General features: G+C 68.0%; 18 protein-coding genes. 13 read left to right on the top strand and 5 right to left on the bottom strand.

The window, feature by feature from the left end:
• Window positions 1-234: 234 nt before the first annotated feature.
• The 8 genes from LVB77_RS13200 (at window position 235) to LVB77_RS13165 (ending at window position 8014) form a co-directional block, all read left to right on the top strand.
• Entirely contained in the window at window positions 235-771 is a 537-nt protein-coding gene (locus LVB77_RS13200; RefSeq protein WP_232906562.1) for a hypothetical protein, read from the top strand.
• A gap of 105 nt (window positions 772-876) precedes the next feature.
• Window positions 877-2154, top strand: coding sequence for an XVIPCD domain-containing protein (locus tag LVB77_RS13195; RefSeq protein WP_232906561.1), 1278 nt, complete (start codon window positions 877-879; stop codon window positions 2152-2154).
• A gap of 115 nt (window positions 2155-2269) precedes the next feature.
• Window positions 2270-2920, top strand: a complete 651-nt coding sequence (locus tag LVB77_RS13190; RefSeq protein WP_232906560.1) for a hypothetical protein — start codon at window positions 2270-2272, stop codon at window positions 2918-2920.
• A 49-nt stretch (window positions 2921-2969) separates the two neighbouring features.
• Window positions 2970-4301: an XVIPCD domain-containing protein gene (locus tag LVB77_RS13185; RefSeq protein WP_232906559.1), complete on the top strand. Its 1332-nt coding sequence runs from the start codon at window positions 2970-2972 to the stop codon at window positions 4299-4301.
• Window positions 4302-4528: 227 nt separating this feature from the next.
• Window positions 4529-5026: an XVIPCD domain-containing protein gene (locus LVB77_RS13180; protein WP_232906558.1), complete on the top strand. Its 498-nt coding sequence runs from the start codon at window positions 4529-4531 to the stop codon at window positions 5024-5026.
• A 55-nt stretch (window positions 5027-5081) separates the two neighbouring features.
• Window positions 5082-5381, top strand: coding sequence for a hypothetical protein (locus tag LVB77_RS13175; protein ID WP_232906557.1), 300 nt, complete (start codon window positions 5082-5084; stop codon window positions 5379-5381).
• Window positions 5382-5433: 52 nt separating this feature from the next.
• Window positions 5434-7098, top strand: a complete 1665-nt coding sequence (locus LVB77_RS13170) for a type IV secretory system conjugative DNA transfer family protein (protein WP_232910289.1) — start codon at window positions 5434-5436, stop codon at window positions 7096-7098.
• 118 nt (window positions 7099-7216) lie between these two features.
• Window positions 7217-8014, top strand: a complete 798-nt coding sequence (locus LVB77_RS13165; protein WP_232906556.1) for an amidohydrolase — start codon at window positions 7217-7219, stop codon at window positions 8012-8014.
• A gap of 132 nt (window positions 8015-8146) precedes the next feature.
• Here the strand turns inward: LVB77_RS13165 and LVB77_RS13160 are convergent, their stop codons facing one another.
• The gene (locus tag LVB77_RS13160; protein ID WP_232906555.1) at window positions 8147-9304 is read right to left on the bottom strand and encodes an NAD(P)/FAD-dependent oxidoreductase; all 1158 of its coding nucleotides are present in this window, start codon (window positions 9302-9304) and stop codon (window positions 8147-8149) included.
• Between the two features lie 294 nt (window positions 9305-9598).
• On the opposite strand from LVB77_RS13160, the gene LVB77_RS13155 reads away from it, so the two are divergent.
• Window positions 9599-10222 (top strand): hypothetical protein, encoded by a 624-nt coding sequence (locus tag LVB77_RS13155; RefSeq protein WP_232906554.1) that lies wholly within the window; start codon window positions 9599-9601, stop codon window positions 10220-10222.
• A gap of 230 nt (window positions 10223-10452) precedes the next feature.
• Here the strand turns inward: LVB77_RS13155 and LVB77_RS13150 are convergent, their stop codons facing one another.
• The 4 genes from LVB77_RS13150 to LVB77_RS13135 all read right to left on the bottom strand — a co-directional run bounded on the left by LVB77_RS13150 (window position 10453) and on the right by LVB77_RS13135 (window position 16071).
• Window positions 10453-12129 carry a pseudouridine synthase gene (locus tag LVB77_RS13150; protein ID WP_232906553.1) on the bottom strand — a complete coding sequence of 559 codons (1677 nt, stop codon included), beginning with the start codon at window positions 12127-12129 and terminating at the stop codon, window positions 10453-10455.
• A complete protein-coding gene (gene scpB, locus LVB77_RS13145) occupies window positions 12126-13106 on the bottom strand; it encodes an SMC-Scp complex subunit ScpB (RefSeq protein ID WP_232906552.1) in 981 nt (326 codons plus the stop codon). The genes LVB77_RS13150 and scpB overlap by 4 nt, the downstream gene beginning before the upstream one ends.
• 97 nt (window positions 13107-13203) lie before the next feature.
• Window positions 13204-14229 carry a ScpA family protein gene (locus LVB77_RS13140; protein ID WP_232906551.1) on the bottom strand — a complete coding sequence of 342 codons (1026 nt, stop codon included), beginning with the start codon at window positions 14227-14229 and terminating at the stop codon, window positions 13204-13206.
• Between the two features lie 594 nt (window positions 14230-14823).
• Window positions 14824-16071 (bottom strand): zinc-dependent metalloprotease, encoded by a 1248-nt coding sequence (locus LVB77_RS13135; RefSeq protein ID WP_232906550.1) that lies wholly within the window; start codon window positions 16069-16071, stop codon window positions 14824-14826.
• Window positions 16072-16251: 180 nt separating this feature from the next.
• Here LVB77_RS13135 and LVB77_RS13130 point away from each other — a divergent pair, with 180 nt between their 5' ends.
• The 4 genes from LVB77_RS13130 (at window position 16252) to LVB77_RS13115 (ending at window position 21126) form a co-directional block, all read left to right on the top strand.
• Entirely contained in the window at window positions 16252-16551 is a 300-nt protein-coding gene (locus tag LVB77_RS13130) for a YciI family protein (RefSeq protein ID WP_232906549.1), read from the top strand.
• Entirely contained in the window at window positions 16548-16838 is a 291-nt protein-coding gene (locus LVB77_RS13125; protein ID WP_343226200.1) for a BolA family protein, read from the top strand. Before LVB77_RS13130 ends, LVB77_RS13125 begins: the two co-directional genes overlap by 4 nt.
• A gap of 210 nt (window positions 16839-17048) precedes the next feature.
• Complete coding sequence (locus LVB77_RS13120; RefSeq protein ID WP_232906548.1) at window positions 17049-18029, top strand: LacI family DNA-binding transcriptional regulator; 981 nt, start codon at window positions 17049-17051, stop codon at window positions 18027-18029.
• Window positions 18030-18177: 148 nt separating this feature from the next.
• Window positions 18178-21126 carry a TonB-dependent receptor gene (locus LVB77_RS13115; RefSeq protein ID WP_232906547.1) on the top strand — a complete coding sequence of 983 codons (2949 nt, stop codon included), beginning with the start codon at window positions 18178-18180 and terminating at the stop codon, window positions 21124-21126.
• Window positions 21127-21286 lie beyond the last annotated feature (160 nt).

Below are 21286 nucleotides of genomic sequence, written 5' to 3'. Positions count from 1 at the left end.
CCGGTCGGCGCCCGTCGCCGACCGGTGCGAAGCCGGCTGCGGACCGCGATTCCGCCGCAGCCGGCAAAGCCGAACGGAGTACCGAGCGAGAACATGCGCAAGTCGTTGACCTTGTTAGTGCTGATGACGTCGCTGGCGGCATGCCAGGCGGCGGCGCCGGGCGGTGCGGAGCAGCGCGATGCTGCGTCCGCGGCGGCCGCGCGCACGCAGCCAAACCCGCAACAGGAAGTGCCCGTGAACAATCTGTCCGTGACGTCGCAGCAAGACGATCTGAGCCGGTTCATTCCCGCCGGTAGCAAGCAGTTGTCGGTGCAGCGCGCCGACCTCGACGGCGACGGCCGTGAGGACGCCGTGCTGGTGATCGATCCGCCCAGGCAGGCCGACGCCAAGCTGGGCGAGGGCGCGCCGCGCGTGGTCGTGGTGCTGATCCGCGACGCGTCGGGCCAGTTGCAGGCGGCCAAGCGCAGCGATCGGCTGGTGCCCTGCGCCAAGTGCGGCGGCATCGCCGGCGATCCCTTCGGCTACGTGCGTGCGTATCCGGGTGGGTTCACCGTGCTGATCGAAGGCGGTTCGCGCGAGCGCTGGTCGGACGAATTCGGTTTCGCCTATTCGGCTGAGCAGAAGGACTGGCTGCTGGAGAAGGCGGTGCGCAGCGTGGTCGACACCGACACCGGCGAGGACAAGCGGCTGGATCTGCAACGCAAGGATTTCGGCGCGATCCGGCTGGAGGAGTTCGACCGCGACAAACTGCCGTCGGTGGAAGGCAGCTGACGCGGCAGGCAATGGCGCCGGCCTGCGCCAGCAAGATCCGCACCAGGACGGAGCGGGCAGGGCATCGGGTTTCAGCGGTATGAGTCAGTCAACCAGGAGCTACACATGACGACGGATAGGGAAACGCAACTGTTGCAGGCCGCGACCGCGTCGGGGATCACCTCGCGTCGCGAACTGGCGAACTTCATGGCCCAGGTCGGCCACGAATCGCATGGCCTGACCAAGCTCGAAGAGGGCTTCCGCTACACCAAGGGCATCTCGCAGATCCCGGTGAAGTCGGCGATGCGCGAAGGCGCGCAGGCGCTGGAGTCGGCGCGTCTGGAAGCCCTGCGCGGGCGTCCCGAAGCGCTGGCCGATCTGATGTACGGCGGCCGCATGGGCAACGACGAGCCCGGCGACGGCTACAAATACCGCGGTCGCGGCTACATGCAGCTGACCGGCAAAGACAATTACCGCGCCGCCGGCGACGCGCTGGGCCTGGACCTGGTGCATCACCCGGACCTGGCCGCCAAGCCCGAGAACGCGGCCCGCATCGCGACCTGGTACTGGCAGCACAACGTGCCGGAAAACGCGCGCGAGGACGTGACCAAGGCCACGCGCGCGGTCAACGGCGGCACCAACGGCCTGGCCGATCGCGACGCGCGCAACGAGCGCTGGCTGCAGACGCTGACGCCGGAGCTGATGGAACAGCTCGCCGCCGGCCGCATCGGCCGCGCGGTGGAACCGCCGGCGCCGGCCGCGCCCGCGCGCGCCGTGCCCAACGCCGCCGCCGACGGCGTGCTCAAGTCGGGCGAAAAGGGCTCGGCGATCGAAGCCATGCAGAAGACGCTGCACGCGCTGGGCTACACCGACGACAAGGACCGCGCGTTGCGTCCCGACGGTCATTTCGGCGCCAGCACCAAGGAAGCGGTGCAGGCGTTCCAGCGCGCGCACGGTCTCAAGGACGACGGCGTCGCCGGTCCCAAGACCCTGGACGCGTTGAAGAAGGCCGAGCAGGCGCCGCTGCTGTCCAACCCCGCGCATCCGGACCACGCGATGTACAAGCAGGCGCTGGGCGGTCTGGAGAAGCTGGGCCCGCAGGCCGGCTTCAAGAACCACGCCGAACTCGAGCGTGCCGCGGCGACGCTGACGTTCGAGGCCAAGGTCGGCGGGCTCGACCGCATCGACCACGTCGCGTTGAGCACCAACGGCACCGGCCTGTTCGCGGTGCAGGGCAACCTCAGCGATCCCGGCCACCATCGCGCGCACGTCAACAAGCAGCAGGCGGCGGAGCAGCCCTTGGAGCAGTCGACGTTCCAGCTGCAGCAGGACGCGCAGCAGCGCCAGAAGCTGGAAGCGCAGGCCAACCCCAGCCAGACGCCGACGACGCGCGGGCTGGGCTGAGTCGGTCGCGTCGCGCGCAGGCGCGACGCGATCCGCGCCGATCCGATGTCCGCCACTGGGCGGCACGGATCGGCATGGGGCCGCGCTGCCGTCATCACCCGTTTCAGGAATCGCCATGAGATCCGCAAACCTGCCGTGCATCGCACTGCTGGCCGCTTTGGCCGGCTGCCATTCGCCTAGCGCCTCCACCGAGGCCGTTGCGGCTGCTCCCGCCACGCCGGTCGCGGCGCCGGAAGCGGCACCGGCCGCCGCCGTGCCCGCCGACACCGTCGCACCCGAAGCCGGCGCCGCCGGCGACGGCCGCTCGCTGTGCGCGGCCGACGAGGACATCGTGCTGTCGTGCAAGCTGGCCGGCGGCCAGCTGGCGTCGCTGTGCGCGTCCAAGGGCGTCGGCGACCAGACCGGCTACGTTTATTTCGCGCAGGGTGCGGCGGGCAAGGCCGATTACCTGTTCCCGGCCGACAAGGGCGTGCACGGCAAGCGCTTCAAGCGCACCCAACTGGGTTACGCCGGCAATACCGGCGGCTACGCCTATTCGTTCGAGGACGGCGGCCGCAAGCGCATCTTCTATTCGATCTCCGGCGAGCGCGGCCTGCAGGAGCAGGGCGTGCTCGCCGCCAGCGGCGACGCCGTCAAGGCCGATGCCTACGCCGCCTGCGAGCCGGGCAGCCTGATCGACGACATCGACGACAGCTTGTTCAAGTTCACCCGTAGCTGGGACCGCGACGCCGCGATCGACCGCGGCGGCCTCCCGGCCAAGCCCTGATCCGAGGCGATCGCCTCGACACGCCTACTACCGCATCCAAGGAGGAACCATGTCCACACCGAGCAACCGCGATTTTCTGCTGCAGCGCGCCTACGAGGCCGGCATCCACGACCCGCGCGAACTGGCCGCCTTCATGGGCCAGATGCAGGTCGAATCCCGCTCCTTCGCCAGCATGCACGAGAACCTGGGCTACAGCGCCGAGCGCCTGCACGAGGTGTTCCCGGACCGCAACGGCATGAACACGCTGGCCGAGGCGCGCGACGTCGTGCGCGGCGGCCGCGAGCAGATCGCCGAGACCATCTACGGCGGCCGCTGGGGCCGCGACAATTTGGGCAACACCGAGCCGGGCGACGGCTGGCGTTTCCACGGCCGCGGCTACGTGCAGCTGACCGGCCGCGACAACTACGAGCGCGCCGGTCGCGAGATCGGCCTGGACCTGGCCGCCAATCCGGAACTGGCCGCCGACCGCAACAACGCCGCCAACATCGCCGTGCACTACTGGCAGAGCCGCGTGGTGCCGCACGGCCACCAGTTCAACGTGCGCGAAGCCACCCACGACATCAATGGCGGCTACAACCACCTGCCCGAGCGCCGCGCCGCGGTGGCCGAGTGGGAGCGCATGCTGACCCCCGAAGTGATGCAGGGCCTGGCGCGCGGCGAAGTGACGCTGCCCGCGCAGGGCCGCGGCGGTCGCGATGCCATGGCCGACGGCATGCTCAAGCTCAACGAGCGCGGTCAGGCCGTGCAGGACATGCAGGAAACGCTGAAGCGTCTGGGCTATCGCGACGCCGAGGGCCAGGAGGTCAACCCGGACGGCCACTTCGGCCGCCGCAGCCAGGAGGCGCTGAAGGCGTTCCAGCGCGATCACGGCCTGAACGACGACGGCATCGCCGGCCGCGACACGCTCAATGCGCTGCGCAACGCGGGCCGCGAGCAGCCGCAGAACGAGCGCGGGGCGCGCGACGCGGCGACCCCGGCCGAGCCGGCGCGCGCCGCCACGCTGCAGGATCCGGCCAACCGCGACAACCCGATCTACCAGCAGGCGCTCGCCGGTCTGGAGCGTCTGGGCCCGAACGGCGGCTTCAACAACCGCGAGCAGCTCGAGCGCGCCGCCGCCACCCTGACCTACGAGGCGCGCATCAGCGGCCTCAACCGCATCGACCACGTGGTGCCCAACACCACCGGCACCGGGCTGTTCGCGGTGCAGGGCGGCCTCAACGATCCGTCGCACCACCGCGCCTTCGCCGATCGCGGCCAGGCGGTGGGGCAGAGCGTCGAGCAGACCAGCCAGCGTCTGCAGCAGGACGTGCCGGCGCCGCCGCAGATGCCGTTCATGGCCCAGGCGCAGCCCGAGCGTCAGCAGACCGCGCCGCGCGTTTAACCGCAGTCCCGCGCGCCGCGCCCCGAAGGGCGGCGCGCGGTCGATCCACCGGCGGCAGCGCGTAGCGGCGCTTCCGCCCCCGGACCTCAGCCGTGCAGCCCCCCCGGGACGCGGCTGCGGTGGCAGTCGGATGCGGAGCCGCGTTTGCGGTTCCGCATCCGTCTAGCCTTGAAGCACCCTCGCGATTGCGCGAGCATACGGGCACAGGCTGCAGCAGCGGAGGCGCCATGAACGGACTCCCCCAGGGACAGGAACGCAGGATCGACAGCGACGCGTCGGTGAAGACCCTCGACGACCTGCGCCAGGCCGAACAGCGCGCTCTGTTGAGCAGCCCCAGCCATCCCAACCACGACCTGTTCAAGCAGGTACGCGTGTGCCTGGACCGCCAGGACACCGTCGCCTCGCGCACACCCGAACAGAACGATAACCTCGCGGCCGCGCTAGCGGTCGAAGCCAGGCGCAACGAAATGCGCGTCAATCACGTCGTCCTGAGCAAGGATGGCGAGCGCGCGTTCGCGGTCGAGGGCGACCTCAACTCGCCCGGGCGCCGGGTCAGCTACGTCGAGACGGCCCAGGCCGCGGCGCAGCCGATCGAGCGCAGCGGCGAGCAACTGGCGCAGCTGTCGCGCGAGCAGGACCAGCGCGAACGCCGTCATCAACAGGAAAAGCAGGCCGAACCGCAGCGCGAAGCGCCGCTGCTTGGGCTGGGACCGCGTTCCCTGTGACGGCCGGGCAGGCCAGGGCGACCCGCGAGGTGGCATCGGCATTGGAGGCCAGATTGTGAGCGAATACCAACATCACGTACTGACGCGCGGCCACTATCACATCGTCGCGCTGACCCGGGACCAGGAATTCGAGAGCGACGAGATCTATGCTTACGCAGTGATGTCGTCGTCCGGGGTCAAACTGCGTCAGGAACTCACGCTCAGCGACGCCAGGAATTGGATAGACGACCGCATCGAGCGGGACCAGGGCACGCCGGCCACGCCGGGCAGCCCGGTGGTCCAGCGCGAACGCGAACCGGCAGAAGCGACCCGTACCCGTACCAGCATGCTCCGGCCCGGCCGGAAGCGACGCTGATCGCGGTGAGGGTCTTGGGGAACTTCATCAGGGGTAATACGTGAAAGGGAAGCTGATCTTCGCCCTCGGACTGGGCATCTTGACCTTGGTCTGCGGTCTGTATTTTTCCGGTTATTTGACGCTGTTGTGGCTCAAACTGGACACCGGTCTGCTCAAGTGGAACACCTACACGGACTACGTGCGGGTGCTCGACGTGGCGCAGTACAAACCGTGGGCGGGCAAGATCAAGGCTTCCGGCTACATCGGCTTCGGCCTGCCGGGGCTGGCTTACCTGGCGTTGTTGGTGCTGATCCTCAAGCCCAAGGCGCGTTCCATGCACGGCGACGCGCGCTTCGCCAACGGCATGGACCTGCAAAGCAAGGGCATGTTCAAGGCTTCGCCCAACGGCATCGTGGTGGGCAAGTACAACGGCAAGCTGGTGCGCCTGGGCGGCCAGCAGTTCGTGATCCTGGCCGCGCCCACCCGCTCGGGCAAGGGCGTGGGCATCGTGATCCCGAACCTGCTCGAGTACCAGGAATCGATGGTGGTGCTGGACATCAAGCAGGAGAACTTCGACCTGACCAGCGGCTGGCGCGCGCAGCAGGGGCAGGAGATCTTCCTGTTCAACCCCTTCGCCGAAGACCGTCGCACCCATCGCTGGAACCCGCTGACTTACGTGGCCAGCGATCCGGCGTTCCGCGTCTCGGACCTGATGAGCATCGCGGCGATGCTGTACCCGGACGGCTCGGACGACCAGAAGTTCTGGGTCAGCCAGGCGCGCAACGCCTTCATGGCGTTCACCCTGTACCTGTTCGAAGCCTTCGAGGAAGAGAACAAGATCGGCTTCCCGTTCGCCAGCCCGCCGACCCTGGGCGCGGTCTACCGCCTGTCGTCGGGCGACGGCAAGAGCGAGCTCAAGCCCTACCTGCAGGGGCTGGCGCAGCGTCCGTTCCTCAGCGACAACGCGCGCTCGGCGTTCGCCAACATGCTGTCGCAGGCCGACGAGACTTTCGCCTCGATCCTGGGCACGTTCAAGGAGCCGCTGAACCCCTGGATCAACCCGGTGCTGGACGCGGCCACCAGCGCCGACGATTTCCTGCTCACCGACCTGCGCAAGAAGCGCATGACGATCTACGTCGGCATCCAGCCCAACAAGCTGGCCGAAAGCCGCCTGATCGTGAACCTGTTCTTCAGCCAGATCATCAACCTCAACACCCGCGAACTGCCGCAGAACAACAAGGCGCTCAAGCACCAGTGCCTGCTGCTGATGGACGAGTTCACTTCGATCGGCAAGGTCGACATCATCGCCTCGGCGGTGTCCTACATGGCCGGCTACAACATCCGCCTGCTGCCGATCATCCAGAGCATGTCGCAGCTGGACGCGACCTACGGCAAGGACATCTCGCGCACCATCATCACCAACCACGCGCTGCAGATCATCTACGCGCCGCGCGAGCAGCAGGACGCCAACGACTACTCCGACATGCTCGGCTACACCACCGTGCGCAAGCAGAACGTCACCCGCGGCCGCGAGTTCTCGCGCAGCGAGTCCGAGGAGCGCCGCGCGCTGATGCTGCCGCAGGAGCTCAAGGCCATGGGCTTCGACACCGAGGTGTTCCTGTACGAAGGCATCCCGCATCCGGTGAAGTGCGACAAGATCAAGTACTACCAGGACAAGCATTTCACCTCGCGCCTGCTGCCCAAGGTCGAAGTGCCCACCCTGAACCTGCGCTCCTGAGCGCGCAGGCCAGCCGCCGGCGCCGCCATCCGGCGCGGCGGCTGCACGATCGCCGCCGCGGCGATACGATGTCCGTCATCGGCCGCCCCCGCGGCCCCACGCGACCTAAGCATCCCCCATGCAGAACCTGCGCATCTCCCTGGTCCAAGGCGCCACCCGCTGGCACGACCCGGCCGGCAACCGCGAGTACTACGGCGAGCTGATCTCGTCGCTGCGCGGCATCACCGACCTGGTGCTGTTGCCGGAAACCTTCACCAGCGGCTTCAGCAACGAGGCGATCGGCAACGCCGAGACCATGGACGGCCCGACCGTGGCCTGGATCCGCGAGCAGGCGGCCAAGCTGGACGCGGCGGTCACCGGCAGCGTGCAGCTGCGCACCGACGAGGGCGTGTTCAACCGCCTGCTGTTCGCCACGCCCGACGGCGCGCTGCATACCTACGACAAGCGCCATCTGTTCCGCTACGCCAACGAGCACGAGCGCTACGCCGCCGGCCGCGAGCGGCTGACGGTGGAGTGGAAGGGTTGGCGGATCTGTCCGCAGGTCTGCTACGACCTGCGTTTCCCTGTGTTCGCGCGCAACCGTTACGACGTCGAACGCGCGGGCGCGCTGGACTACGACATGCTGCTGTACGTGGCCAACTGGCCGTCGGCGCGCGCCTATCCGTGGAAGACCCTGCTGCGCGCGCGCGCGATCGAAAACCTGTGCTACGTCGCCGGCCTCAACCGCGTCGGCAACGACGGCAACGGCCTGCATTACGCCGGCGACAGCGCGGTGATCGATTTTCTCGGTCATCCGATCAGCGAATGCACCGACGAAGAAGTGGTGTCGACCACGACCCTGCAAGCCGACGAACTGGCCGCGCACCGCGCGCGTTTCCCGGCGATGCTGGACGGCGACGCGTTCGAGCTGAAATAAGCCGCCCCGCCGCGCAACCGCTCCTACCCCAGAGCCGACAGCGCCCGCTCTACGCTCCCTGTGGGAGCGGCGTAAGCCGCGATAGTCTCCAACCGCGCGCGAAACTCCGCATCCATTCTTCCCCTCGGCCCCTCAGATTTCGCGGCGCAAGGCAGGCGCCGACGCCTGGCCACCGCGCTTATGGAAATACACCTGCTCGGCCGCCCAGCGCAGCGGCGCCGAATGCAGCAGCAGGTCGAACGGCCAGTCGAACTGGAAGCGGTCGAAGGCCCAGCGCAGCGCGCGCTTGGTGCGAAAGCGCGGCGCGGTGTCGATGGCGACCTGTTCCGGCGCGGGCCCGCCGCTGCGCACGTGCGCGGCCAGCGCCTGGCCCAACGTCCAGCCGTGCGCCCAGGCCGAGTGGATGCCGCCGGCGGTCACCGGCGAAACGATGCCGGCGGCATCGCCGGTGAGCAACGCGCCGTCGCGCGCGAGCGGAAACACCGGTCCGCTGCAGGGGATCAGGCCGGCGCGGGTGGCGTCGGGCAACGCGTCCGTGGGCAGACCGACCAAGGCGCCGACGCGGGCCAGGAAGCCGTCGATATCGGGCACGCGCGCGCGCTCGGGGTCGTGGCGCAGCGCCAGTCCGGCTTGCACGCCGGTCGGGTTCTGCGCGATCCAGCCGATGTAGCCCGGCGCGTAGCGCTTGCTGACGAAGCAGTGCAGGGCATCGGGCTCGGGCAGGCGCGCGCCGGCGAACTCATACTCGATGCCGTACAGGAACTCGCGCACGCGCCCCAATCCGGTGCGTTCTGCCACGCGCGATTTGGCGCCGTCGGCGCCCACCAGGCAACGTGCGCGACAGGAGATCGGCAACAGACCCTGCGACACGCCTTCCACGCGCCAACCCTCGCCGTCGCGTTGCGCCTGGGTGAACGACGCGCCCAGGCGCAGGTCGACGCCGTTGCGGCGCAGTTCGTCGGCCAGCCAGCGCATCAGGCGCGGCGTGTCGGTGGTGAGGAAGTAGTAACCGGGCGCGTTCAGGGCCAGGCTCTGCAGGCGCGGCGAATACAGGCGCACGCGCTCGACGCGGTGCAGACAGTCGCCCGGCGCGCGGCTCAGCCAGGTCTGCTCGGCGGCTTCCTTGACCACGATGCCGGTGGTGCGCAGGCGCTCGCCGGGGTCGTTCTTGCGTTCCAGCACCGTCACGCGCAGACCGGCGCGCGCGGCCGCGAGCGCGCAGGCGGCGCCGGCGAAACTGGCGCCGACGAGCAGCACGTCGCAATCGTAGGAGGGGTCGTGCAAGGCCATGGCAGGCGTCCGGTTCGGGGGCGCGGCCACTGTCGCGCGCGGCGATGAAGCCTGCATGGGGCGTGTGTGAAGTCCGGCTTGCGGCGCGCCGGCGTCGCGGGACCGTCGACCTGGGCCGACGATCGTCCGCAGCCTCAGCGCGTGAAATGCCGGTCGCGGCCCTGACGAAACTGGCCGTCGAGCGACTTGCGCAGAGGCGTCGCCCGCACTTGGCGCGCCGCCGCGCCCATGCCTATGCTGCCAGGGCCGGCCGTCGGCCGGCTTCGAAGGATTTAGGGGAATCAAGGAGGAGTCATGAAGTTGCGCAACATCGTGGCCGCGTTGGCGGTCTGCGGAAGCGTCGCCGCGTGCGACGTCTCGGGTACCGTCGGCGTCACGCGCCAGGAAGTGGACGGCCCGACCGGGCACAGCGAAACCACCACCGTCACCGGCAGCATCACTTTCACGCGCAAGAGCGGCAGCCGCATGAGCGCGTTCAGCAGTAACAGCGGCGTGGACGTGTCGGACATCGCCATCGACATCACCGGCCAGCGTACCGCCGTGATCGACGGCTTCGGCACGGGCACCTTGCTGGTGAAGCAGGGCGGCAGCGTGATCGGGTCGACGGCGTTCACCTACGCGGTGGCCGATTCGATGGCGGTGGTGGCCGATCCGGCGACGGTCAACGCCTGGCTGGCCAACTACCCGAGCGCCGACGGCTACGACGTCGAACTGGCCGATATCGGCACCGTCGACACCGAGCAAGGCGTGGCCTCGCTCACCGTTGAAACCTTGTACGGCACCACGGTGGTGTCCAGCGGCAGTACGTCCTGGACCTCCAGCGCGGGCGGCGGTTGCACGCCGCCGGGCGGCAACGACGGCAATCCCATCCCCGAGCAGCCGATCGAGTTGCCGGGCGAGGGCGGCGTCTGCCCCTGACCGCGCACGGCGGCCCGATCGCGGTCCGTCGCATGCCGTGATCGTGCCGCGCGTGCGAGCACGTGATGGCGAGGCGTCGACGAGGGCCGATCTTGCAGCGGCCCTCGTCTTGCGCGAAACGCACCGCAGCGCTGCGACCGAACGCCGCGCGTTCGGTTGAGACGTCCAGTCACGCGCATAAAAGAAAAGGCGCCGCGAGGCGCCTTTTCTTCGTCAGCGGGCCTTAGCCCTCAGCCGCGCGGACCGCGACCGCCGCCGGGGCGGCCACCGCCGCGCGGGCCGCCGGGACGCGGGCCGTTGGCGTTCGGACGCGCGCCGCCGGGGCGTGCGCCGCCGCCGGGACGGCCGCCGGGCTTGCCGGCGCCGCCGGCCGGACGCGGGCTGCGCGGACGGTCGCCGTAAGGATTGAAGCCGCCGGGGTTGGCGTGGTCGGACGGGAAGCTGGGGGCGTTGCCGGGATGGCCGTAGGGACGCGAACGGCCCTGGCCCTGACCTTGTCCCTGACCGGCGCCACCGCCGCCGCCACGGCGTTCGCCGTAGGGGCTGTTGCCGCCGCTGCGCTCGCTGCCGAAGCCGCCACCGCCGCCGGGACCGCGCTCGGAGCGGCCTTGACCGCCGCCGTAGCCGCCGCCGCTGCGGGCACCGCCGCCCGCGCCAGCGCGACCGCCGCCGCCGCCGGGCTTGCCGCCGTAGGGCTTCTTCGGACCGCGGTTGTCGGGATTGCGATGGCCGCTGGGGCCGGTGTCGACGCCGTCGGGCACGTACCAGGTGCGGAACGCGGCGGGGTTGCCGTCCGGCAGCGGCTTGGGACCCTTGTCCTTGCGCTGCTTGAACGGCTTCTGCGACTGGTTGGCCGCCGCTTCGCCGCTGACCGTCAGGCCGCCGTGCTTGCGCGGGCCGCCACGGCCGCGGCCGCCGCGGTCTTCGCGCACGTGATCGAAGCGGCGCAGTTCGCGGCCTTCGTCGGCGGTGTTGTGGCCGCCCACGTAGCCGTGCGCGCGCTCGCCGCCGGACAGGTGCACGGTGGCCTTGGCCGCCTTGCGCTGGCCGATCACCGGCTGCAGGGTCAGGGCCGACGGCGTGCCGTCTTCCAGGCCCAGTTCGGTGCGCAGCGCCTCGACCTTGTCGGAGGCCAGTTCCTGCGACTGGCTGCGCAGCAGTTCGCGCGGCAGCGCGACGGTGCCGTAGCGGATGCGCTTGAGGCGGCTGACCTGGCAGCCCTGCGATTCCCACAGGCGGCGCACTTCGCGGTTGCGGCCTTCCTTCACCACCACGCGGAACCAGTCGTGCGAATCGCTGCCGCCGATGCGTTCGATCTCGTCGAACTTGGCCGGGCCGTCTTCCAGCGCGACGCCGCGCGCGAGACGGTCGACGATGTTGTCGGCGACCTTGTCCTGGCCTTCCGGCGCGCGCACGCGGCACACGTACTCGCGCTCGACCTCGAACGACGGGTGCATCAGCGCGTTGGCGAGCTCGCCGTCGGTGGTCAGCAGCAGCAGGCCGGTGGTGTTGATGTCGAGGCGGCCGATCGCGATCCAGCGCGCGCCCTTGAGCGCGGGCAGGGCCTCGAAGATGGTCGGACGGCCTTCGGGGTCTTCGCGCGTGGTGACTTCGCCTTCGGGCTTGTTGTACATCAGCACGCGCGCCGGCTCGGTCAGCGCGCTGGCGACGAAGCTGCGGCCGTCGAGCTCGATCTTGTCGCCGCCCTTGATGCTCATGCCGATCTGGGCGGTCTCGCCGTTGACCTTGACCAGGCCGTCGGCGATGCGCTGTTCCAGCGCGCGTCGCGAGCCCAGTCCGGCCTGCGCCAGCACCTTGTGCAGGCGTTCTTCCAGACGCGGCGCCTCGGTGGAGGCGGCGTCACCGCTGCGCTTCAGCGAAAGCTTGCGGGGTTTGTGTTCGCTCATTTCTCTTGCTCCGGCCGGTCGTCTTCGGACTCGGCCTCTGAATTCGGAACGGTCGTCGTCTCGACGGCGTGTTGGTCTTGCTCGTGATCGTTCGCGTCTGCCGCGCGCTCGCCCGGCGCGGCATCGGGGTCGTCCATGGGGACGGATTCGGGGTCTTGCTCGGCGTCGGCGAAATCGCCGGCGTCGGTGTCGGTGGGGTCGGCGTCGGAATCGTCGTCTTCGGAGGCGTCGGCGTCGTTCGCGCTTTCGTCGTGGGCGTCGTCCAGGTCGGCTTCGGCGCCGGTGCTTTCCAGCGCGTCCTCGCCGATGCCCGGATCGCCGGCGCCGTCGTCAGCGGCCGCGTCGTTGTCGGCCTGCGCGTGGTCGGCGTCCTCGCCGTTGCCGATGCCGCCGGCTTCGATCTGGCTGGGCGCGGGCGGGCCGTCGAACTGCAGCTGCGGTTCCAGCTCGCCGATGTCCTTGAGCTCCGACAGCGGCGGTAGCTCGTCCAGGCGCTTGAGGCCGAAGTAGTCGAGGAAGGTCTTGGTGGTGCCGAACAGGGCCGGCTTGCCGGGCACGTCGCGGTGGCCGACCACGCGGATCCACTCGCGCTCTTCCAGCGCCTTGATGATGTTGCTGTTGACCGCCACGCCGCGGACCTGCTCGATCTCGCCGCGCGTGATCGGCTGGCGGTAGGCGATCAGGGCCAGGGTTTCGAGGGTGGCGCGGGTGTAGCGGGTCTGGCGCTCGGTCCACAGGCGCGCCACCCAGGGGTGCACGTCGGACTGGACCTGGTAGCGGAAGCCCGAGGCCAGCTCGACCAGTTCCACGCCGCGTTCCTTGCAGCCCTCGCGCAGCGTTTCCAGTGCTTGTTCGACGCTGTCGGCCGGCGCCGGCTGGTCCTCGGGGAACAGCGAGTGCAGCTGCGCCAGGGTCAGCGGCTGGTTGGCCGCCAGCAGGGCGGCCTCGACGATGCGGGTGATGAAATGTTGATCCATGGGGCGTGCGTGGGTTCGTACCGTTAGGCGCCTTGCGGCGGCGCGGTGGCAGCGCGGACGCTGCGGTGGGACCGGCCGCGGTGGCGCGGGCGCGGGCTCATGCGTTGGGATCGTCGTTGGCGGCGTCGAACTCGCTGCTCAGCTCGATCTCGTCGGGGTCTTTCATCAGCGCCAGCGACTTGACGTAGATCGGTTCCAGCGGGCCTTCCTGGACGATCTCGATCAGTTGCTCCTTGGCCAGCGTCAGCAAGCCCAGGAACGTCACCACCACGCCCAACCGGCCTTCCTCGACCGTGAACAGCGATTCGAAGCGGTGGAACACGCCGTCGGCCATGCGCGTGAGCAGCTCGCCCATGCGCTGGCGCACGCTCAGTGCGTCGCGCTTGATCGCGTGCTGGGTGTAGAGCTCGGCGCGCTTGAACACATCGTGCAGGGCCAGCAGCATTTCCTTCAGATCCACCGGCGGCGGCAGTCGGATCGAGGCGCGGTCGGGCACGAAGGCCTGCACCGGCGCGGTGTCGCGGTCCTGGCGGGGCAGGGCGTCGATGTCCTCGGCCGCCTTCTTGAAACGCTCGTACTCCTGCAGGCGCCGCACCAGGTCGGCGCGCGGGTCTTCCTCGATGCCTTCCTCGTTGGGCGCGCGCGGCAGCAGCATGCGCGACTTGATCTCGGCCAGCATCGCGGCCATGACCAGGTAATCGGCGGCCAGCTCGAAACGCATCTCGTGCATGGCCTGGATGTACTCGACGTACTGGCGGGTGATGTCCGCCACCGGGATGTCCAGGATGTCCAGGTTCTGGCGCCGGATCAGGTACAGCAGCAGGTCCAGCGGGCCTTCGAACGCCTCCAGGATCACTTCCAGCGCGTCCGGCGGGATGTACAGGTCCTGCGGGATCTGCAGCACCGGCTGGCCGTGGATCACCGCCAGCGGCATTTCCTGCTGCTGCGGACGGCTGGCGGCGTTCGCGACCGCGCCGGGGTCTGCATCGGCAGCCGCGTCGGGCGCGGTGTCGTCGGGCGCGGGCGACGCGGGCTCGGCGCCGGTAGCGGCTTGATCCGCTGCGGGGGCGTCGGGCGCGCTCTCGTCGGGCTGCGCTTCGTCGGACACGTTTTCGTTGGTCATGCTGGGCCGGCCCCTCCGGGCCGTGGGTACTGCTGAAAACGACGCGACGAACAGGCTATGCAACGCCGATCGGCGACGCCGGGTGAAGACAGACCTCGGCAACCACCACCGCGCTCGGCGATCCGGCACCGCGGGCGGTGCCTGTGGCCAACCGGCAACGGGCGCGGTCCGGCCTGGATCGAAGGCGAGGCGTAACTCAATAAAGTCGGAGCTGGGCCCGAACGGCTCGGCCCGTGCCGCGCGTCAGCGTGGCGACGAAGTTCGAGAGGGTTGCGGGCGCGGGCCGGTGGGTTGCAGCGGTGCTGGATCGTGGCGACGGTGTGGGGAACCTGTCGCGACGGGCCGCTGCGTCCGGCCTCGGGCGTGAGGCTTAGGGTAAGCGCTGGCGCGCGCAGTGTCCAGCGCCGGCCCGGGGACCGGCGCTGGAGGTGAACGCCGGGTGCGCCGGCGTTCAGCGGAGCGTGCAGGGTAGGCCGGACGACTCGCGGGGCCCGGCCCGGTGTGGATCGCCCGCTCCGCCGCTGGCGACCCTGCCGTGAGGGCGGCAGGATCGTTCAGACTCGGTGGATCGGGCTCAACCGATCGAAGCGGTGGTCACCGGAACCCGGCGACCGTGGCCTTGGTGTTGACCAGCACCCGCTGGTTGTCGCTCTGGGTCGCGGTGCCCATGGGCACGCCGCCGTAGCTGATGCTGGGGTTGGACCAGTAGTTCAGGCGGGTGCAGCTGGGGCTGCAGTTGTAGGCCATGATCGTGCGCCAGCGCGTGCCGGTGGCCGGCTGATAACGGTAGCCGTGGCCGTAGGCGTAGGGGCTGGTGGACGGATCGGTGGCGGGGTCGTGGCGCGCGCTCTGCAGGTGCCCGATCTCGTGGGCGAAGCTGTAGTAGCCCGTGGCGCAATCCCAATACACCGCCGCGAACGCGGTCGCCGCGGTCGAGCCGATGCCCGAGGCCAGCCCGCAGTAGCCGCTGTTGTTGATGATGATCACGCCCACGTCCGCCGCGCTGCTGTTGCGGGTGGTGTGGATGTTGTCCATGTAGCCGTCGCTGGTGCCGCGGAAGCGCGCCAGATCGGTGCTGAAGTTGCCCGACTCGGTGTAGCTGGTGGTGGTGTAGCTGGCCAGCACCAGGTTGATCCCGACGTTGCTGTTGACGTAGCCCTGGTTGGACTCGGCTACCGCCAGCTGGATCAGCGACTGCATGTTGCCGCCGTAGGCCGACACCGCCTGATTGGTCGCCACCACCATCACCCGGATGGTCGCGGTGGGGCCGGGCGGAATGCCGAGCGCGCCGACGCGGCCGTCGTCCGCCGGCGCGGCCATGCGGATGGTCGGCAGGCGGTTGTAGTCGTGCGGGTGGTCGGCCGGCAGGCGGCTTTCGTCGACTTCGACGATCGCGTGTTCGCCGCCGGGCAGCGGACGCACGCGGTAGAGCTTGCCGCCGCTGCGCAGCGTGCCGGTGACGGTGTCGCCGCTGCGCACCAGGATCGCCGAGTTCAGCGGATCCACGCCCGAGCGGCTCTTGGCGCTGTTGCGCGGACCGAAATTGCCGTACCACACGGTTTCGCCGGTTTCGGTGCGCTCGACCTTGTTGCGATTGGCGGTGAGCACGCGGCCGTCCAACTCGACTTCGATCTGCGACGCGTCCACCGCCGTCGCGTCCACCTGCACCAGGCGCACGTTGGCGGTCGAGGGACTGGCCAGCACGCTTTCCAGCGCGTTGTCGTTGGCGCTCTTGGCGACGGTGGCGGTGCTGCTGATCAGCGGCTTGCCGGCGGCAACCGCCGAACCTGCGAGTATCATGCCTACGATCGCGGCCGTGGCTTTCACGGAATTCGACTTCATGTCACTCCTCCTGAGTAGTTGGCGGCATAACCGCCGATATGAAGATGTCCCGATGTTCACGTTCCCCTGTGCGGGACGAGGCGATTAGGACGCGATCGGACTGTGTTCATGCAATCGGGATTTCCCCTAATTTGCTGAACCCAGAACCCCGCATCACGCTTGGAGGTTGACCGGAATCACATGTGGTATCTCATCGAAGGGTATGACGGCAGCGACGTGCTGCCGCAACGTCTGGCCGCGCGTCCCGAGCACCTTGCGCGCCTGCACGCGCTGCGCGACGAAGGCCGCCTGATGCTGGCCGGACCGTGTCCGGCGATCGACAGCGAAGACCCCGGCCCGGCCGGTTTCAGCGGCAGCCTGATCGTCGCCGAATTCGCCTCGCTGGAAGCCGCGAAAGCCTGGGCCGACGCCGATCCCTACGTCGCCGCCGGCGTTTACACGCGCGTCGACGTGCGTCCGTTCAAGCGGGTGCTGCCGTGAGCGGCGCGCTGCCGCGCGAACAGCGCGTCGACGCGATCCGCGCCGCGCTGGTCGCCGCGCTGTCGCCGCAATCGCTGGACGTGGTCGACGACAGCCACCGCCACGCCGGCCATGCCGGCGCGCAGGACGGCCGCGGCCACTTCAACGTCGACATCGTCAGCGCCGCGTTCGTCGGCTTGAATTCGATCGCGCGCCACCGCGCGGTGTACGCGGCGCTGGGCGAGATGATGACCACGGATATCCATGCCTTGGCGATCAAGGCGCGGGCACCGGGGGAGGGCGCTTGAGCGCCGCATGATGCCGCAGTGCAGCATGCGCGCCTGGGGATTTCCCGCGTCCGCGCGGGGATCCGGCGCCGTGCCCGATCCCGATAACGCGAACTTTACACTTGCGTTTGAAAACGTTTACAGTCGATCCCGCATCCCAGCCGCGGAGGGGCGGTTCAGGGCGTGACCAGCGTAACCATCAAAGATGTGGCGAGAGTGGCGCAAGTTTCCGTGGCCACCGTATCGCGCGCCTTGAACGGACACGGCAACGTGGCCGAGGAGGTGCGTCGCCGCGTGCTGGCCGCCGCCAACGAACTGCGTTACACCCCGCACGCCGCCGCGCGCAGCCTCAGCAGCCGCCGCACCCAGACCCTGGGCGTGGTGCTGCCGGATCTGCACGGCGAATTCTTCTCCGAACTGGTGCGCGGCATCGACCAGGTCGCGCGCGAGCACCGCTTGCACCTGCTGGTGTCCAGCTATCACGGCCATCCGGAAGAGCAGGGCGCCGCCCTGCGCGCGATGCGCGGACGCGTCGACGGCCTGCTGGTGATGTCGCCGTTCGTGGCCTCGTCCAGCCCGCTGGCCGAGGAACTCGCACCGACCCTGCCGACGGTGCTGATCAACACCCAGCACGCCACCGCCGGTGTGATCTCGCTGGGCGTGGACAACTACGGCGGCGCGGTGGCGATGGTCGAGCACTTGGTCGCCTCCGGCCACCGCCGCATCGCCTTCATCGCCGGCCCCAGCGACAACTACGACGCCCACGAGCGCCTGCGCGGCTACCGCGACGCCCTGCAGCGCCTGCTGCCGGACGCCGAGGAATGGGTGCTGCCCGGCGACTTCGACGAAGCCTCGGGCCATCAGGCCGGGCTGGAATTGTTGGGCTCCAAGCATCGGCCCGATGCGGTGTTCGCGGCCAACGACATGATGGCCCTGGGCTGTCTGTTCGTGTTCGCGCAGGGCGGGGTGGACGTGCCCGGCGAGATCGCGCTGGCCGGCTTCGACGACATTCCGCTGGCCCGCTACGTGCACCCGACACTCACCACCATGCGCGTCAACATCGCCGAACTCGGCGCGCGCGCCGCGCGCCTGCTGCTGACCCAGATCGCCGGCGAAGCCCTGGCCGACGAGGGCCGCGAGGCCCTGCGTCCTGAATTGATCGTGCGCGCCTCCAGTGCGCCGGTGGAGAGCGAACGCAGCAAACGCGAGTGACGACCTTTTTTTGCCTGTCGATGTAAACGTTTACAAACCAGCTCGAATGCTTCTTTGGAGAGAGGGAAAGCATATGCAGCCTTATCGACGTCTTACCCGCCGGCCGACGCGCAGATTGTTGGCCTGTGCACTGATCAGCTGTCTCGCAATGGCCGCCCCCGCCGCCTACGCGCAATCCACCGCCGCCACCATCCGCGGCCAGGTGACCGTGGACTCCGCGCCCGCCACCGACGCCAAGGTCACCGCCACCAACGTGGCCACCGGCCTGAGTCGCAGCGTGCAGTCCACCGCCAACGGCGGCTACGCCGTCGCTGGCCTGCCGCCGGGCACCTACCGCATCGACGTCAGCGCGGGCGGGCAGACCAACTCCAAGACCATCACCGTGCAGGTCGGCCAGACCGCCACCGTGAACCTGTCCACCGGCGGCGTGGCCGAAGCCGCGCCGGCGCCCGACGCGACCAACATCGACGCGGTGACCGTGACCGCTGCGCCGGTGTTTGAGACCAAGACGTCGGAGGTGGCGACCTACATTACGCAGCGGCAGATCGAGGCGTTGCCGCAGACGTCGCGCAACTTCCTGGCGTTCGCCGATATCGTGCCGGGCGTGATATTCGACACGAAGGGCGATGGCTCGACCCAGCTGCGCAGTGGCGCCCAAAGCGCAAACGGCGTCAACGTCTTTATCGATGGCGTGGGCCAGAAGGGTTACGTGCTGAAGGGTGGTATCAGCGGTCAGGACGCCAGTCGCGGCAATCCGTTCCCGCAGTTGGCGATCGGTGAGTACAAGGTCATCACCTCCAACTACAAGGCCGAGTACGACCAGATCAGCAGCGCCGCTATCACGGCAGTCACCAAGTCGGGCACAAACGAGTTCCATGGGGACTTCTTTTGGGATCGCTACAACACGCCTAGCTGGCGTTCACCCACACCCGCCGAGGAGCGGGCAGGCCGAAAGGCGCCGTCCGGGGAAACGCAGTACGGTGCGGCTTTTGGCGGCCCGATCGTGCAGGATCGCTTGTTCTTCTTCGGTACCTACGAGAAGAAGCAGTTCGATATCCCGCAGACGGTCAGCGCGGGATCGTTGGAGACTGGGTATACCTTAACTCCCGATCTGGCCGCATTGACCGGACCGACCTCGACGCCGTTCGACGAGGATCTGTGGTTCGGAAAGCTGACTTGGCAGCCTGGCGATGCCCATTTGTTCGAGTTCTCGGTGAAGAAGCGCGACGAAAGCGAGATCAAAGGCATAGGCAATCGTGACACCGACAGCTACGGCAAGACCAACAACAATGAGAGCACGCGTTACGATCTGCGCTATCAGTGGAGTGGAATCGATTGGCTTAACGACGCCCATATCACCTACGAAGATGAAACCTTCAACCCGCGCGCGATAACGCTGGCGCCTGGTTACCTGATTCAGAGCCGCAACCGCGGCGCTGTGCTGAACGTGGGGGGAGGTCAGGACTATCAGGACAAAGGACAGAAAGGTTGGGGGTTCCAAGACGATTTGACCTTCAGCGGCATCGAAGGCCATACGATGAAGATGGGCTTCAAGTACAAGTCGATCGAAATCAACTCTTTCGAGCAGCAGCCCTACAATCCTCAGTTCTCGATCAATCTGCCGGCGAACATCGATGCCGGTCGCACTTCGTTGGGTGCTTTTGTTCCCTATCAGGTGCGCTTCGGTGCGCCGATCCCGGGTGTCGGCGACCGGAACATCAGCTCAAAGAACAAGCAGTACGGCATCTACTTCCAGGACGACTGGGAAGTAAACGACAAGCTGACGCTGAACTTGGGTCTGCGCTACGACTACGAGACCACGCCGAGCTATGAGAACTACGTGACGCCGGCCAATCTGGTCGCCGCGTTACGTTCGTGGTCGAACATCCATAACGCCAATGTCGACTACGACATTGAGGATTACATCAGTAACGGCAGCAATCGGAAGGCGTTCAAGGACGCCTGGCAGCCGCGCCTGGGCTTTTCTTACGATTTGTTCGCCGACCAGCGCCATGTGATCTTCGGTGGGGCGGGGCGTGCCTACGATCGAAATTTGTTCGACTACATAGCGCTGGAGCAATCCAAGAGCACGTATCCCGCCTATACGCTGCTCTTCAATACGCCGGGCAATCCTTGCGCCGTCAACAACACCACCTGCTTCAATTGGGATCCGAAGTACACCAACCCGCAGGAGCTGTACGCGCTGGTTGCGGCCAATCCGAATCTGGGTTCGGAAGTGAATCTGATCAAGAACGACATCAAGGTTCCGTACTCCGATCAGTTCAGTCTGGGTATGCGCAATACGTTTCCGATGTTCGGAAACGATTGGAATACGTCGGTGTCGGTGGTTCATATCCGCAGTCACGACGGCATCATTTTCTCATTGGGTAATCGCTATCCGGATGGCACGTTCTACGCGCCTGGCCGTACTTTCGGCGGCGCGCCGTTCGGTCAGCCTATTCCGGGATTCGGCTCGTTGATCAAAGCCGACAATGGCGTCGAAACGCGTATGAACCAGTTGCTGCTGTCAGCGGAAAAGCCGTTCACGGCCGAGTCTCCGTGGGGCGTCACGCTGGCGTACACCTACACCGACTCCGAGGAGAACCGCATCAATGCGGCCAACTCCGATGAGCACTACGTGTTCGACTACCCGAACCTCCAGGACCATCCTTGGGTTCCGTCCATCGGCATTGCCAAGCATCGCTTCGTCGGTACGGGCATCTATGCCAATTGGGGCATGACGTTCTCGACCAAGGTGGTGGTGACCAGTGCGGTGGCGAAGGACTCGCTGAACTGCATGGCGGCGACCCTGCCAGGACAAGACGGCTGCGCGAACGGCACCTTCAAGGCGGCCTATTTCGACGACGCCAAGTTCTTCCAATGGGATATCGCGGTGCAAAAGGAGTGGGACACGGGGACCGACCTCAAGGTTCGCGTACGTGGCGACATCCTTAACGTGACCAACCACCGCAACTGGAGCGGCTTTGAAACGTTCCGTGGCATCAATGGTGTCGAGAATCCGAATTTCGGTAACCACAACGATGACATCACGGGCTACACCCGTACCTTCAAGCTTTCGCTGGGTTTCAGTTGGTAATAGCGCGTACGCCTGCCGTCCACACCGGGCGGCAGGCGTGACGCGTTGCGTTCGTCGGTCTTTCTGCGGCCGCGCCTGAGCTGCTCCCAACCACAAAACCACCGCTCCATGCCGCAATCCGCCATCGCCACGCATTCCCCGACCGCAACGCCTGTACCGG

It is taken from the genome of Lysobacter sp. 5GHs7-4 (genome assembly GCF_021284765.1).
Lineage (GTDB): Bacteria > Pseudomonadota > Gammaproteobacteria > Xanthomonadales > Xanthomonadaceae > Lysobacter.
The sequence above is the reverse complement of the archived record's forward strand: the minus strand, read 5'-3'. Positions and strand labels throughout refer to the sequence as shown.